The 15,440-nt window shown below is 64.1% G+C and carries 8 protein-coding genes and 1 pseudogene; 5 read left to right on the top strand and 4 right to left on the bottom strand.

Annotation, left to right across the window (positions count from 1 at the left end; translation table 11 throughout):
* Window positions 1-39: 39 nt before the first annotated feature.
* Both ACREP4_RS06380 and ACREP4_RS06375 read left to right on the top strand, forming a co-directional pair.
* A pseudogene (locus ACREP4_RS06380) lies at window positions 40-3,543 on the top strand (ATP-binding protein); the annotation flags it as partial.
* Between the two features lie 188 nt (window positions 3,544-3,731).
* The gene (locus ACREP4_RS06375) at window positions 3,732-4,109 is read left to right on the top strand and encodes an MAPEG family protein (protein ID WP_431595341.1); all 378 of its coding nucleotides are present in this window, start codon (window positions 3,732-3,734) and stop codon (window positions 4,107-4,109) included.
* Window positions 4,110-4,180: 71 nt separating this feature from the next.
* Here ACREP4_RS06375 and ACREP4_RS06370 read toward each other — a convergent pair whose 3' ends face one another.
* From ACREP4_RS06370 to ACREP4_RS06360, 3 genes are all read right to left on the bottom strand, one after another.
* The gene (locus ACREP4_RS06370; RefSeq protein ID WP_431595340.1) at window positions 4,181-7,108 is read right to left on the bottom strand and encodes a TonB-dependent receptor; all 2,928 of its coding nucleotides are present in this window, start codon (window positions 7,106-7,108) and stop codon (window positions 4,181-4,183) included.
* 157 nt (window positions 7,109-7,265) lie between these two features.
* Window positions 7,266-8,906 carry an EAL domain-containing protein gene (locus ACREP4_RS06365; protein WP_431595339.1) on the bottom strand — a complete coding sequence of 547 codons (1,641 nt, stop codon included), beginning with the start codon at window positions 8,904-8,906 and terminating at the stop codon, window positions 7,266-7,268.
* A gap of 99 nt (window positions 8,907-9,005) precedes the next feature.
* A complete protein-coding gene (locus tag ACREP4_RS06360; RefSeq protein ID WP_431595749.1) occupies window positions 9,006-9,785 on the bottom strand; it encodes a sulfite exporter TauE/SafE family protein in 780 nt (259 codons plus the stop codon).
* Window positions 9,786-9,879: 94 nt separating this feature from the next.
* Here ACREP4_RS06360 and ACREP4_RS06355 point away from each other — a divergent pair, with 94 nt between their 5' ends.
* The 3 genes from ACREP4_RS06355 to ACREP4_RS06345 all read left to right on the top strand — a co-directional run bounded on the left by ACREP4_RS06355 (window position 9,880) and on the right by ACREP4_RS06345 (window position 13,596).
* The gene (locus tag ACREP4_RS06355) at window positions 9,880-10,281 is read left to right on the top strand and encodes a YchJ family metal-binding protein (RefSeq protein ID WP_431595338.1); all 402 of its coding nucleotides are present in this window, start codon (window positions 9,880-9,882) and stop codon (window positions 10,279-10,281) included.
* Window positions 10,282-10,465: 184 nt separating this feature from the next.
* Window positions 10,466-12,607 carry a lytic murein transglycosylase gene (locus tag ACREP4_RS06350; protein ID WP_431595748.1) on the top strand — a complete coding sequence of 714 codons (2,142 nt, stop codon included), beginning with the start codon at window positions 10,466-10,468 and terminating at the stop codon, window positions 12,605-12,607.
* A gap of 257 nt (window positions 12,608-12,864) precedes the next feature.
* Window positions 12,865-13,596: a GYF domain-containing protein gene (locus ACREP4_RS06345; protein WP_431595337.1), complete on the top strand. Its 732-nt coding sequence runs from the start codon at window positions 12,865-12,867 to the stop codon at window positions 13,594-13,596.
* On the opposite strand, the gene ACREP4_RS06340 is transcribed toward ACREP4_RS06345, so the two are convergent.
* Complete coding sequence (locus tag ACREP4_RS06340) at window positions 13,593-14,789, bottom strand: benzoate/H(+) symporter BenE family transporter (protein ID WP_431595336.1); 1,197 nt, start codon at window positions 14,787-14,789, stop codon at window positions 13,593-13,595. The two genes, ACREP4_RS06345 and ACREP4_RS06340, sit on opposite strands and share 4 nt — an antisense overlap.
* Window positions 14,790-15,440 lie beyond the last annotated feature (651 nt).

Raw genomic sequence — 15,440 nt, 5'->3', positions numbered from 1 at the left:
TGCCGCTGCGCACTGCGCGGCGGTTGAAGGATAAGCCGCATGGAAACGACTACCCCAACCCTGCTTCCCGCTGCCGCGTTGTTCAACGACCCGGCCAGCGATGCCCGCGCAAACCAGTTCCGCATGCGCCGCTTGCAGGTGCTCAACTGGGGCACGTTCTCCGGCCTGACCGAAGTGCCGATTGCCGAGCGTGGCTTCCTGTTCGTCGGCCGTTCCGGCTCGGGCAAGTCCACTCTGCTCGATGGCATGAGCGCACTGCTGACGCCGCCAAGCATCGTTGACTTCAACGCCGCCGCGCGCGAAGCCGAACGCTCTGGCCGCGATCGCTCGCTGGTGTCGTATGTGCGCGGTGCCTGGGCCGACCAGCAGGACAGCGAGTCCGGCGAAATCGCCACGCAGTACCTGCGCAAGGGCGCCACCTGGACCGCGCTGGCGCTGGAATATCACAACGCTCGCGGCGACGCGGTGTCGATCGTGCGCATGTTCTGGGTCAATGGTGCCGGCACCGCCGCCAACGATGTGCGCAAGCACTACATGGTGATCCCGCGCCGTTTCGATCTGACCGAACTGGACGGCTTCGACCTGGACCTGCGCAAGCTGCGCCTGCGCCTGGGCGAGGACGTTGCCCACTTCGACAGCTTTGCCGGTTACGCCGAGCGCTTCCGTCACCTGCTGGGCATCGGCAACGACATGGCGCTGCGGCTGCTGCATAAAACCCAGTCGGCCAAAAACCTGGGCGACCTCAACGCCTTCCTGCGCGGCTTCATGCTGGAAGAGCCGCGCACGTTTGAAGCGGCCGATCGCCTGGTCGAAGACTTCTCCGAATTGGATGGCGCACACCACGCTGTCGTCACCGCGCGCCGTCAGGTGGAAACGCTGACCCCGGCGCGCGAGTTCCATCACGATCTGACCGAGCTGCGCAAAGGCGTGGCCAACCTGCGCGACCTGCAGATCGGCATTGACGGCTACCGCGAAGAAACGCGGCTGGAGCTGGTCAACGAGCGCATGCGCGAAGTGGAAGTGGTCGATCGCGGCTTGATGGGCGAAGAAGGCCAGCGCCGGCAAGCGCTCGACAATCACGAACAGAAACTGGTCGAACTGGAGCGCCTGCAGCGCGAGCAGGGCGGCGAGCGCATCGAAGAACTGGAACGCGAGCGCACCCGCGTCGAGCGCGAAGTCGAAGAGCGCGCGCGTCGTCGCAAACAACTGGAAAGTGCCTGCCGCCAGTTGGGCATGGCGCTGGCCGATACCGCTTCGGTGTTCTCCGAACAGGTGGAACAGGCGCGCGGTTTGATCGACGGCAGCCGCGATGGCGCAGGCACCGTGGACGACGCCATCGCCGAGCGCATGGCCGAACGCCGCGACGATGAAAAGCGCTTTGCCGCCTTGCGGGTGGAGCTGGAATCGCTGAAATCCGCGCCCAGTTCCATCCCGGCACCGCTGCAGCAGATGCGCGCACGTCTGTGCGACGACACCGGCCTGCCGGAATCGGTGCTGCCGTTTGTCGGCGAGTTGATCCAGGTGCGCGAAGACCAGATTGGTTGGCGTGGCGCCATCGAACGCGTGCTGCACGGTTTCGCGCAGTCGCTGCTGGTCGATGAAAAGCACCACAGCCAGGTTGCCGAATGGGCCAACCGCACCCACCTGGGCACCAAGCTGGTGTACTTCCGCGTGCGCGACAACGAGTTGCTGCATGCACGCGAGCCGGAGAAGCGTTCGCTGATCCACAAGCTGCAGCTGCGTGACCACGCCTTCGGCGATTGGGTTTACAACGAGTTGCTGCGTCGCTTCGATTACACCTGCGTGGAAAACGCCGGCCAGCTGCGCAACGAAGACCGCGCACTGACCCGCGAAGGCCAGATCAAGCATCCCGGCGACCGTTACGAAAAGGACGACCGCCATGCCGTCAACGACCGCAAGCGTTGGATGCTGGGCCACGACAACCGCGACAAGCGCCGCGTGTTCGAGCGCGAAGGCCAGGAGCTGGCGCAGCGCATCGCACGCAGCGAAGCCGATGTCGCCATGCTGCGCAAGCAACGCGAAAGCGGGCAGGAAAAGCAACTGGCCGCGCGCGTGCTGGTGGAGCGCGACTGGGACGAAATCGATCTCGGCCCGCGCCTGCAGCGCCTGAGCGATATCGACGAACAGCTCACCGACCTGCGCGAAGGCGACAACGCGCTGGCGCGTGTCGGTCAGCAGATTGAACTCACCCGCGGTCTGCGTGACCAGGCCAAGCGCACCTATGAAGACGTGCGCTTGGAGCGCGCGCAGCTGTCGCGCGAACGCGTGCGGCTGGAGCAGCAGCGTGACAACGGCGCCGCCCGCGTCGCCAGCACGCCGCTGACCGAGGCCCAGCGCGAAGGACTTGGCGAGCGCCTGCAGGTGCTGCCGGGCTTCAACCTGGATACGTTGGAAAGCCACTTCCGGGTGATCGAACGTGGTCTGGGCGAAGAACTGGGGCAGAGCCAAAGCCGCGATGCCAAGCTCACCCAGCACCTGCTCGATTGCTTCCGTAAATACTGCCAACAGTGGCCGGAGGATTCCGGCGACTTCACTGTGTCGCTGAGCAGCGCCGATGATTTCCTCGCGCGTCTGCAGCGTTTGGAAAGCGATGGCTTGCCGCGTCACGAAGGCCGCTTCTTCGAGCTGCTGCAAACGCAGAGCAAGAACAATCTGCTCGCCCTGCAGCGTCACACTGCCGAAGCGCACAAGGCGATCAAGCAGCGCATGGACGAGGTCAACGCCTCGTTGGATCAAGTGGCGTTCAACCGCGGCACCGTGCTGGCCATCGACGTGACTGATCGTCGCTTGCCGGAAGTGCAGGATTTCCAGCTGCAGCTGCGCGCGGTGTTGACGCACCAGCAGACCGAAGACCGTTCACTGGCCGAAACCCAGTTCAACGTGCTGCGTGACCTGGTGCGTCGTCTCGGCGCACAGGAGCCGGAGCTGCGTCGCTGGCGCGAGCAGGTACTGGACGTGCGCCAGCATGTGGAATTCATCGGCGTCGAGCTGGACGGCGAAACCCGCGAGCAGGTTGAAATCTATCGCAGCGGCGCCGGCAAGTCCGGCGGTCAGCGGCAGAAGCTGGCGACGACCTGCCTTGCCGCTGCGCTGCGTTACCAGCTCGGTGGCGAAGACGGCGAACTGCCACGCTACGCCGCCGTGGTGCTGGACGAAGCCTTCGACAAGGCCGACAACGAATTCACCGCGCTGGCGATGAACATCTTCGAGAACTTCGGTTTCCAGATGGTTGTCGCCACCCCGCTGAAATCGGTGATGACGCTGGAACCGTTCATCGGCGGCGCCTGCTTTGTCGAGATCAGCGGCCGCCACGATTCGGGTGTGTTGCTGATCGAATACGACGATGAAGCCAACCGCCTGAAACTGCCAGCCCGCGCACGTGGTGCCGCCGCACGCGCGCAGGACGACGCCGAACACGCAGCCAAGCACGAGCCGCAGGCGGAAGACGTGGTGCCGGAAGTGGAAGCGGAGGTTGTCATCGCGGCGGTTGTGGAGGCTGATGCAGTGGCCGAAAAGCCCGTGAAGAAGTCGCCGAAGAAAGCCACCAAAAAGAAGGTCGCTGCCACTGAGCAGTGATCTCAGGCGGAGCGAGCTTAAAAGCCCCTCTCCCTTTGCGGGAGAGGGGTTGGGGAGAGGGGAGCTCTTCGCGGTAAAAGCACCCCTCCTGCCGCTCCGCTACAGTCGCGCCATCCGCATTCAAGGAACGCACCATGCATTACGTAGAAATCGTCGCCATGTTGGTCGTGGTGCAGTACCTGTTCTTCATCTACCAGGTCGGCCGTGCACGCGGTCGTTACGGAGTGAAGGCGCCAGCGGTCAGCGGCCATGAAGGCTTCGAGCGCGCCTACCGCGTGCAGATGAACACGCTGGAGTTGATGGTTGCGCTGCTGCCCGCATTGTTTGTCGCCGCGCGCTTCTGGCCGGCGGAATGGGTCGCCGCTATCGGCGCGGTGTACCTGGTCGGTCGCTTCATTTACTGGCGTGCGTATATCAGCGCACCGGCCAGTCGTGGCCTTGGCTTCGGCCTGTCGCTGCTGCCGGTCATGGCGCTGCTGACGATGGCGCTGGCCGGTGCCGTCCTGCGCTGAACCTGCACTTCATTGGCCAATGACAAAGGGAGCCTCGCGGCTCCCTTTGTTGTTTCTACTCACGGCCGTCTTTAGAAATCCAGACTCAGCTTTGCGTAGCTGTAACGCCCCGGCAGGTCATACGTGCCCGGGTCGTAACCATTGAGCGTGCAGCTCAGGCAGATCGGCGGGTTCTTGTCGAACACATTGTTCACGCCGACGCTGATCTTCACGCCCTTCATCCACGCATCGGTGCGCCAGCTCACCTGTGCGTCGTGGTACGTGGTCGCGCCCAGCCAATGTTGATCGGCAACACTGTCGGTGCAGATAGGGAAGCCATTGGCGCCAGCACAGCGTTCACGCAGGCGGTCGATGTAGCGCATCGTCCAACTCGCATTCCAATTGCGGAAATCCCAATTGGTGGTCAGCGTGGAGGTCCACTCCGGAATGGCGCTGTCGTTGACCTCCACGCCCGGGCCCTTGGGCTCGGCCTGGCCGGATTCGTTGATCAGCTCGTAGCGCGTCACCCAGGTGGATTTCCAATCAAAGCCGAGCTGGCCCCAGCCGGTTTCCGGCAGCAACCAATGCGCGGTGAAATCCCAACCACTGGTGTTGATGGTGCCGAGGTTGGCCAGGATGTCCTCGAAGCGAACGATCTGACCACGGTCGTTGCGCGTGTAGCTGGCGCAGGCCACCGCATCGCGGGTGTCGATGCAGCGGTCCATGATCGACTGCGCATCCGGTGCCTGGATGGCCTTGTCGATGGTGTGCCGGTAGAAGGTCACGCCCAGGTCCAGCTTGCTGGCCCAGCGGCTGTCCACCGCCCAGCCGGGGCTCCAGACAAAGCCGGCCATGAACGAGCGGCTTTCTTCCGGATCCAGGTCGCGGTTGCCGGCAGTCACCACGGAAATCTGCGGATTGGCCTGCTCGTAACCGGGCGGCACGCCATCGGCCACGCACTTGGGTGTGGTGGATGCGGCGTTGTTGCAGGGGTCCACCAGCGTTGCGTCGAAGCGGCTCAGCGTGCCGTACAACTCACCGATGGACGGTGCGCGGAAGCCCTGTGCGAACGACATGCGCAGCAGCAGTTCGTCAGCCGGCTGCCAGCGCAGGCCGATCTTGCCGGTGCCGGTGCCGCCGAAGGTGGAGTAGTCCGAGTAGCGCCCGGCGATGCTCATGTCCAGGCTCTTGCCCCAGAAGCCGCCGCGCGCCAGCGGAATGTCGAACTCGGCGTAGGCTTCCTTCACCGAATAGCTGCCAACCGTCACGCCCGACGGCACGCCGTTGTATTCGCCGGCGATGGTGATCGGATCGGGATGGTATTCGCCCTTGTAACGACGCCACTCGGCGCCGGCGGCAAACGACAACGGTCCAGCCCACATGTCGAACAACTCACCGGTGATGTTGGCCGAGGCCTGGCTCAGCGTGTTCTTGCTGCGGTCACGCACGATCGGCGAGATCCACGCCAGCATGTCCGGGGTGATGGTGCCGGGCCCACCGAAGATGTTCAGCGGCACGCAGCCGGCGATGGCGGCACACGCGGCCGGGTCACCCAGCGCCTGGTTGATGTGCTTGATGTTGTAGCTGCCGGTATTGGTCTGGGTGGCCTTGCTCTCGCTGGTCATCGCATTGATGTCCCAGTTCCAGGTGCGCTGGTTGACCTCGAACATGCCATCCAGCCCGGCTGCCGCGTACCAGGTTTTTACGTCCTGCTCGTAACGGCGTGGCCCGCCTTCCACCGGCCGGCGACCGATCAGGAACAGGTTCGGATTGCTGCCCATCGTGGTCAGGTCGAAGCCGAACGGGTTGTACGGATTGTTGGCGGAGATCACCAACTTGGTTTCGGCCCAGTCGTTGTACACACCGGCATCGGTGCCAAGGAAGAACGGTTCCGGCGCGGCCTGGTTGGCCGACTTGCGCTCGCTGTACAACCCACGGAACCAGCCACTCACATTCGGCGTGAATTCAAACCGCACCTGGCCGAATACCGATTTGCGTTCGTTGGGCGTCAGCAACAGGTTGTAGGGGGCGAAGTTGAAGCGGTTGGCGGTGCCGAATGGGATGAAGTCGCCGGGGAAGGCGGGATTACCGGCAAAGCTGGCACCGTTGGGCAACGTGATGTTGCAGGTTGCCGAACCGGGGATGGGATTGCCGGCATCGTCTTTGCCCAGCGGACACAGCCCGCCATAGGTGTTGTTGCCATCCACGGGTGCAAACACCGCGCGCCCACCGGGCGTCGCCGAACTGCCGTTGGCCAAACCAGTGCCGGGCACCGGTTCGTTGGCCCATTTGTATTCGGTTGAGGAAATTTCCTTCTGCTTGAACCACGACGCACCGACGATCCACTGCGCGCGTTCGCCACTCTTGCCGAAGCTCATGTCGACGCTGGTGGTGTCGCCGCCTTTGAGGTTGTAGTCGCCGTACTGCACTTCGATGTGGCCGCCGTCGGCGTTCTTCTTGGTGATGACGTTGACCACGCCGGCAATCGCATCGGAGCCGTAGATCGACGACGCGCCGTCTTCCAGCACTTCGATGCGGTCCACCAGCGCCAACGGAATGGTGTTCAGATCCACCGACGAGCCCACGCCCGAGCCGGAGGATTCGTTGACCCAGCGGATGCCATCCACCAGCACCAGCACGCGCTTGGGGCCGAGGTGGCGCAGGTCCACCGTGGCCGCGCCTGCACCGACGCCGCCGCCATCGGGCGGGAAGCCGAAGTTGCCGCTGGAGTTGAGTTTGGTGCTCAGCGAGGCACCGCTGGCGGTGAGGTGCTGCACCACGTCGGCCACCGAGGTATAGCCGGTGCGGTCGATGGCTTCGCGGGTGAGTACCTGCACGGGTACCTGGGTTTCCAGCTCAGCCTTCTTGATGCGGCTGCCGGTGACCTGGACGGTGTCCAGGGTTCTTGCACTGCTACCGGGTGCGGCGTCCTGTGCGGCAGCGACGGCGGGCAACAGGCACAACAGGGAAAACTGTACGGCGAGCGTGAGGCGGTGCGTGCGTAGCGGTAACGACGTCATCGGGAAGCTCCTATGAATGCCGGACTACTTGCCCGCCGAAACGACGGGTGCTTGGCGGTTGTAAACAGTTCGTTGGAGGCCAGCAAGCAGAGAAGTCCCGAAAATCGGGTCTCTCAACAGACAGCAAGATGAACCGGTTACGTTCTTCATCAGCACGTCAACATCTGCCTGCCGATGCGGCTCCGCGCTCTGTTGCTGCCAGTTCGCAATGGGCAGCAAGTTGCCCAGGCCGGGTATTGGCGGCCACAAACGCGAACAGATCCGCAGCGCCCATCGGCCGACCAAACAGATAGCCCTGTCCATACCGCACACCGCAGCTGCGGAAGAACTCCGCCTGCCTCGGGCTTTCGATGCCTTCGACCAAGGTCTGCATGCCCAGCGTGCGGGCGAGTTCGAGAATGTGCACCGCCACCTGGCTGGTGACCGCCTGGGTGCATGCGGTGGAAGTGAAACTCTTGTCGACCTTGAGAATGTCGAACGGGTAGGTGGCCAGATAGGACAGGCTGGAATAGCCGGTGCCGAAATCATCAATGGCGATTTCGATGCCCAGTTCGCGGATCGCGTTGACCACGCCCAGCGCACTGGTTTCCTCCAGCATCCCGCGTTCGGTGACCTCCACCACCCACTGCCCGCAGCCCGGGCCGATCCGCTGCAACATCGCGGCCAACAGATCGGGAGTCTGCTCTGATTGCAGATCGCTGGCCGCCAGATTCACTGCCAGCCGGAAACCCGGCATGCGCTGCAGGAAGCGGCCCATGTCCTGTTCGGCCAGCGTCAGCACCTGTGCGGTAATCAGGTGGATGATTCCGCTTTCTTCGGCAACGGGAATGAAGCTGTCGGGCTGCAGGATCGTGCCGTCTTCATACTCCCAGCGCAGCAAGGCCTCGGCGCCGATGCAGCTGTCATCGTGCAGATCCATGATCGGCTGATACAGCAGAAAGAACTGGCCCTTCTTGAGTGCGCGCAACAACTGGCTGCGCGGCGAGAGCTGGTAGCGGGTCAGCAGCAGCGCGATGACCAGCACGCTCAGCCCGATCACCGCGCCGGCGGGAATGAACCAGCTGCCGAACTCGGCCATGCGCCGGTCGATGGTGGCGATCGGCGTGGCGACGATCACGCCGGTGTTGCTGGTCTGCATGATGTGCCGCACCACCACGAAGCCGGCCTCGTCATCGACGAAATGGTTTTCCGTTTCGGTTGCTGCATCCGGTGCTATCCAGCGGTCCAACAGCATGCCGTTGCGTGCGCCGTATTGGCCGTCGCGTGGGGTGAAAAAGCCCAGCGACAGATCGGGACGCACGAAGGGGGCAATCATTCCTTCCGGGTACACCAGCAGCGCGTAGCCTTCTTTCTCCATCACCGCGTAACGGTGGTCCGGCATGCTGGGCAATCGCGCATCGGTATGGATGCGGATACCGTCGGCGCGCTTCACCGAGGCTGCGCCCAACAGCAGCTGCTGCATCAGCGGATCACTTGAAGAACACAACACGCGCTGGTCTTCCATGTACAACGCGGCGATGGATATCTGCGTGCGCGCGGCAACCTGTTGCAACTGCAGGATGCCGGCCGGGCTGCAGGGCGGCGTATCGCTGGAGGACATCTCACTGTGCATCGAGGGCAGGATGGCCAGTGCGCTGCGCACCCGCCGATCCAAGCCCAGCCCCACTTCATCCAGTGCCTGGTATTTCTCGCCGATGGCCTGCACCCGCGCTTGATGCAACGCGTACAACACCGGCAGGCAAGCAAGCAGCAAGCCGGCCAGCAGGACGGTCGTGGCGATCCTGTGACGGGATTTCATGGGTGTGCCACCCGGGGATTGGCAGGAAGCGGGTGCCGCTACGCGCGGTGATTCGGCGCAAAAACAATACGCGATCCACTTTCCGCGCCCGCAACAGGGTCACACCGTGCCCAGGGTGTCCCACGCCATGCGTGCGATCAGCACCACCACCAACGCCAGGAAAAGCTTGCGGATCAACGGCGTTCCACCGCGCAGCGCCATCCGCGTGCCAACCACCGCGCCGCTGATGTTGGCCGCTGCCATGGGTACAGCAATGGCCAACAACACGTTGCCGCTGGGCACGAAGAACGACAGCGCGGCCACGTTGGTCGCCACGTTCACCACCTTGGACGCGGCCGAAGCACGCAGGAAATCCAGGCCGAAGAAGCGCACGAACAGAAAAATCAGAAAGCTGCCGGTGCCCGGGCCAAAGAAGCCATCGTAGAAGCCGATCACACCGCCCATGATCAGCGCGATGGTCAACTCCTTGCGGCCGACTTCACGCGGCCGATGCAGCGCGCCGAAATCCTTCTTGGCAAGCGTGTAACCCAGCATCACGATCAACAGCGTCAACACCAGCGGCCGCACCGCATCCTTGGACAACAGCGTCACCGCCGTCGCGCCCAGGAACGAACACGCAAACGCGGCCGCCGACGCCAACAGCACCGGCCGCCACGGAAACTTCACCGAGCGCGCATAGCGCCATGCCGCCGCACCGGTGCCGAATACCGAACTGAATTTGTTGGTGCCCAGCAACGCCGCTGGCGAGTGTTGCGGCAGCGTGGTGAACAAGCCGGGCAACTGGATCAAGCCACCGCCGCCGACCGCCGCATCCACCAGCCCGGCGATGAAGGCGATCACCAGCAACCAGGGCAACTCGGGTGGCAGCAGTTCCAGCATGGGGATTCCAGCGCGGGGCGCGACAGAATACGCGCCTTGCCCGGCATCGGCAGCGCGGCTGGAGCCGTTGCCGTGATCGGTGGAGAATGCCCACATGCAGATATCCCCAACTTCCCCGTGTCCCTGCGGCAGCGACCGCCACTACAGCGCCTGCTGTGGCCGCTATCACGCAGGCGACGCCGCTCCCGATGCCGAAGCCCTGATGCGCTCGCGCTACAGCGCTTACGTCATCCAGGACGCCGATTACCTGCGCGCAACGTGGCACCCGGACACCCGCCCGGAAACCCTGTCACTGGAAGACGCCCCCGGCCAGCGCACCCATTGGCTGGGCCTGAGCGTGAAGCGCCACGTGGTCACCGGCGAAGACACCGCTGAAGTCGAGTTCGTTGCCCGCTACCGCATCGGCGGCGGCAGCGCGGTAAAGATGACCGAACACAGTCGCTTCCAACGCATCGACGGCCGCTGGTATTACCTCGATGCCACAGGCGAAGCCTGAGCCTTGAAAGCCCCTGCTTGAAAGCCCTTGCTTGAAAGCCCCTCTCCCGTTCACGGGAGAGGGGGTGGGGTGAGGGCAGCTCTCGCTCCATGCCGCATCCCCAACCACAACCAGCAACCCCACCCACACCGCTTATCATCAAGCCCCACAGCAAGGAGCTCGGCGGATGAAAGCAACCCACCTGATGCGCACCGCCGCCACATTGGCCGCCATCACCCTGGCCGCGCCCAGCTTCGCCGCCACCGCCGACTTCGGCACATGCGGCAACAGCTTGAAGAGCGCAGCCATCGCGCAAGGCATCAGCGCCGAGCGCTTCGACCAGCTCTTCGCCGAGGTCACTCCCGACCTCAGCGTGCTGCCGCTGCTCAACGCGCAGCCGGAATTCACCACGCCCATCTGGGATTACCTCGCCGCGCTGGTCGACACCCAGCGCATCAACGACGGTCGCGCCCGGCTTACCCAGCACCGCGCCTTGCTTGACCAGGTGTCCGCCCAGTACGGCGTCGACCCAGCCACCATCGTCGCGGTCTGGGGCGTGGAGAGCGATTACGGCCGCGTGTTCGGCAAGCGCCCGCTGCTGCAGTCGCTGGCCACGCTGTCGTGCAACGGTCGCCGCCAACCGTTTTTCAAAGGCGAGTTGCTGGCCCTGCTCAAGCTGATCAACAAGGGGGATCTCAATCCCGCCGGCCTCACCGGCTCCTGGGCCGGTGCCTTCGGCCACACCCAGTTCATGCCATCGACTTACGCGCGCATCGCCGTCGATGGTGACGCCGACGGCCGCCGCGATCTGGTCGCCAGCATTCCCGATGCACTGGCCTCCACCGCCAACTACCTCAAGCAGTCCGGCTGGCGCACCGGGCAGCCGTGGGGTGTGGAAGTCCGCCTCCCGGCCGGCTTCAACGCCGCGTTGGCGGGCCGCACTCAACGCAAGCCACTGGCCAACTGGCGCGCACTCGGCCTCACCCTGGCCGATGGCACGCCGCTGCAGGTGCCGGCCATCGCCGACGACGCCAACGCCGCGCTGTTGCTGCCAGCAGGCGCCAAGGGTCCGGCTTTGCTCGTGTTCCGCAATTACGACGCCATCTATTCCTATAACGCTGCCGAAAGCTACGCGCTGGCCATCGCCACGCTCGCCGACCGCCTGCGCGGCGGCACCGGCCTCACCGCCGCCTGGCCAACCGACGACCCCGGCCTCGGCCGCGACGAACGCCGCCAGCTGCAGACCCTGCTGCTCGCGCGCGGTCACGCCATTGGCAGCGCCGACGGCATGGTCGGCAACGCCACCCGCCGCGCCATCCAGGCCGAACAGCAACGGCTGGGCTGGAAGAACGCCGATGGCCGCGCCGGCATGCGCATCCTGCAGGCACTGCGCGATGCCAAACCGGCGCAGCCCACCGCATTCGGCCTGCCGGGCAATTACACGCAACTCATCCAATCACCGATCGTACGGAGCAAGGTTTCAATGAAGGATGTGCAGGGCCTGAGCACAGGCGACTTCAACGGCTTCACCGCCTGGAAGGTGGAAACCCCGTTCTCCACCGCCGCCATCAGCGTGTTCGGCGGCCAGCTGCTGTCGTTCGTGCCCAAGGGAGGGCAGGACGTGATGTGGCTCTCGCCCAGCGCCAAGCAACCGCCCACGCCCATCCGCGGCGGCAGCCCGGTGTGCTGGCCGTATTTCGCGCGCCAGGGCCAGAGCAACGACGTGCCATCGCACGGTTTCGTCCGCACCGTCTCGTGGGAACTGCGTGATGCCCGCAAGGAAGCCGACGGCACCCTCGTGCTGACCCTCGCACCGCCGCCGCTGGACACCCTCAGCCTGCGCCTGCAGATGGTGCTGCGCATCGGCCGCACGCTGGAGCAGGAGTTGATCACCGAAAACACCGGCACCCAGCCGGCCAGCATCACCCAGGCACTGCACAACTACTTCAACGTCAGCGACGCAATGAAAGTGGATGTTACCGGCCTGGACGGCCTCACCTATCTGGACAAGCTCGACGGTGGCAACGCCCACGTTCAACAGGGCGACTGGAACCTGCGCGATCCCCGCGACCCGGGCCGCAGCGACCGCATCTATACCGAGGCCGGCGGCCATTACGTGCTGCGTGATCCCGGCTTCAAGCGCGCCATCGACATCACCACCAGCGGCAGCCGCACTGCGGTGGTCTGGAACGCAGGCGAAGCCGCCGCCGCGAAGATGGACGACATCGGCATCGGCTGGCGCAACTACGTCTGCGTCGAAGCCGGCAACGTCGGCCCGGACGTAATCGAAATCGCCCCCGGCGGCCGCCACACCCTCAAGCAGGTCTTCGAAGTCAAACCGCTCTAAGCCTTCGCTCCCGCTCTTGCTCAAAGCCCCTCTCCCGCAAGCGGGAGAGGGGTTGGGGTGAGGGCAGCCGTTAGAAGACTCTCGAACGCCCCCGCACCAATAAAAAACCAGCGCCAAGAACCCGCAACAAACAGCCAACCCCAGCACCCCAAAACTTCAGACACATCCCATAGCCATACCCCGCACACATCACTAGATTCAGCGCCCCAGCATGCCGCTGAACATCTGCGCGCTAGGCGCAGCTCAAGGAAGAAGTGATGAACCAAGTGCAGTGGTACTACTCCGATTCGCAACAGCAACGTCAGGGCCCAGTGGCCGCTTCGCAGCTGCGGCAACTGCTCGAGCATGGCCATCTGAGTCTGTCCTCCGTCATTTGGCGCGAAGGGATGGAGCAGTGGCAGCCGTTGCAGAGTTTCGCCGAAGAATTTGCATTGCCGGCCGCCAACGACAGCGACAACCCTTACGCCACACCCACGGCGGCGATACTGCCGACGACGGATGTGTACGTGGATCCCAAGCTGGATGAGCGCCTGCAGCCCTACGCCGCTTTCGTTGGCAAGAACTTCGAGACCTACCGCCGCAAATGGCGCCTGGATGAGCGCGTGCCACAGGCCGGCGAAACCTGGCATTGGCCCGCATTCTTCTGCGGTGTGTCATGGATGCTTTATCGCAAGATGTACGGCGTGGCCGTCATCTGGGCCAGTGCGGCACTGGCATGGGGCGCGCTGAATATCGTCCTTGAGCTTTCGGCTGGGCTTGTGATCGCGATCAACATCGGCATCAGCATCCTGGCCGGCTGCATCGGCAACTGGCTGTACCTGCGCCACGCACAGAAAGTGATCGCCCAGGTCTCCGCCAGGCACAAGAGCAGCACGCGTAGATTGCGTGCCGAGCTCGGTATGGCCGGTGGCACCAATGGCGCTGCGGTGGTTATCGGCATATTGGTGATGATCGGTGCGAACCTGCTCGTCGGCGCTGTTCTGAGCTAAGCGCGGTTTGCGGTGGGGGGCGTGCGCAACAACAACAGGCACGCCACCCCCGCCACCAAACCCCAGAACGCCGACCCGATCCCGGCCATCGACAATCCCGACGCCGTCACCAGAAACGTCACCAGCGCCGGCTCGCGCTCGGCCTCCTCACGCATCGCCACCGCCAGGCTGTTGCCGATCGTGCCCAGCAACGCAATGCCGGCCAGCGCCGCCACCAGCTCTTTCGGGAACGCCGCAAACACCGCCGCCACCGTCGCCCCGAACAGGCCCACCACGATATAGAACACGCCCGCGCTGACCGCCGCCGTATAACGCCGCGCCGGATCCTCATGCACATCGCGGCCCATGCAGATCGCTGCGGTGATCGCGGCCAGGTTCAGCGCATAGCCGCCGAACGGCGCCAGCACCGCATTGACCGTGCCGATCCAGCCCACCACTGGCGACACCGGCGCGTCGTAGCCGGACGCCTTCAACACCGCCACGCCCGGCACGTTCTGCGAGGCCATGGTCACGATGAACAAGGGCAGGGCGATGCCGAACAACGCCGCCCACGACAGCGTCGGCATCGTGAACACCGGCCGTGCCAACTGCAGCTGCACCTGCTCCATGTGCATCAGCCCTTTGCCACCGGCAATCGCCACACCGATCAGCAAGGTCGCAATCACCGCATAACGCGGGAACAGCCGACGCCCGCAGAGATAGGTGAAGAACATCGCCAGCACCAACAGCGGCTGCGTCCCCACCGACACAAACACATCCAGCCCGAAGCGCAGCAGTACGCCGGCCAACATGCCCGACGCCAGTGACACCGGAATCCGCCGCATCGCTTTTTCAAATATTCCCGAGAACCCGGCCACCGCCGCCAACACCGCCGCCAGCACGAACGCGCCGATCGCATCGGACAGCGGCAACGTACCCACGCCGACCACCAGCATCGCCGCGCCCGGCGTCGACCACGCCGTCACCACCGGCATCCGGTAGCGCAGCGACAGTGCAATGCAGGTCACGCCCATGCCGATGCCCAACGCCCACATCCACGACGCGATTTCCACCTGGTCGGCACCCACCGCCTGCGCCGCCTGGAACACGATCACCGCCGAACTGGCAAACCCCACCAGCACCGTGATGAAGCCGGCAATCACCGCCGGCAATGAAAGGTCTTTAAAGAACGAGCGGGCAGGGGAGTCGGTCATCGTGCAGGCACAGTCGGATCAACCCGCATTGTGGCCGACGAACGCGCAGTGCAGCGCTCGAACAACCCTCCAGGCGATGACATATAAGGGAGCACCCGCTTCAAGCCCCTCTCCCCTCCAGGCGATGACATATAAGGAAGAGTCCGCTTCAAGCCCCTCTCCCCTTGCGGGAGAGGGGTTGGGGAGAGGGGGCAACGAAGGAGAGAGCATCCAATCCGTCCCAGATGTATGCCGCGATATAGGCGCAGCCTCCTTCAAAGCCCCATCAGAGCCCAAAACCTTGCCGAGTCTGGCCTCAGCAAACGATTTGCTGCAGAAGCACACAAAGTGATTGCACATTTCACAAAGATGTCTAGAATTCGCTTCCTCGCTGCACGGCGCCGGCCACTTCGGTGACCACCGCCCCAAAGCGACGTCAACAACCTCTCAAAAAGGTGTTGACGGAAACGAAAAGCCTGACATAATAGGCGGCTCGCTTCGGAGAAAAGCCCCTCGGGGTTGGATCAGAAGCAGCAGCGTCAACCGCCTCGAAATGAGGTGTTGACGAAGCGGAAAAGCCGGCTATAATGGGCGGCTCGCTACGACGGAAACGTCGCAGCCTACGAAGACGGCGTTGAGGCCTGATTCGAAGTTCTTTGAAAGTATGCGCAG

The organism is Stenotrophomonas sp., assembly GCF_050737575.1.
GTDB lineage: Bacteria > Pseudomonadota > Gammaproteobacteria > Xanthomonadales > Xanthomonadaceae > Stenotrophomonas.
Note: the sequence above shows the minus strand (reverse complement) of the source record. Positions and strands in the feature narration are given on the sequence as shown.

Coding starts and splice junctions, on each gene's coding strand:
- ACREP4_RS06345 (WP_431595337.1), top strand. CDS start 12,865: ATGAACCAAGTGCAGTGGTACTACTCCGATTCGCAACAGCAACGTCAG.
- ACREP4_RS06370 (WP_431595340.1), bottom strand. CDS start 7,108: ATGACGTCGTTACCGCTACGCACGCACCGCCTCACGCTCGCCGTACAG.
- ACREP4_RS06355 (WP_431595338.1), top strand. CDS start 9,880: ATGCAGATATCCCCAACTTCCCCGTGTCCCTGCGGCAGCGACCGCCAC.
- ACREP4_RS06365 (WP_431595339.1), bottom strand. CDS start 8,906: ATGAAATCCCGTCACAGGATCGCCACGACCGTCCTGCTGGCCGGCTTG.
- ACREP4_RS06350 (WP_431595748.1), top strand. CDS start 10,466: ATGCGCACCGCCGCCACATTGGCCGCCATCACCCTGGCCGCGCCCAGC.
- ACREP4_RS06375 (WP_431595341.1), top strand. CDS start 3,732: ATGCATTACGTAGAAATCGTCGCCATGTTGGTCGTGGTGCAGTACCTG.
- ACREP4_RS06340 (WP_431595336.1), bottom strand. CDS start 14,789: ATGACCGACTCCCCTGCCCGCTCGTTCTTTAAAGACCTTTCATTGCCG.
- ACREP4_RS06360 (WP_431595749.1), bottom strand. CDS start 9,785: ATGCTGGAACTGCTGCCACCCGAGTTGCCCTGGTTGCTGGTGATCGCC.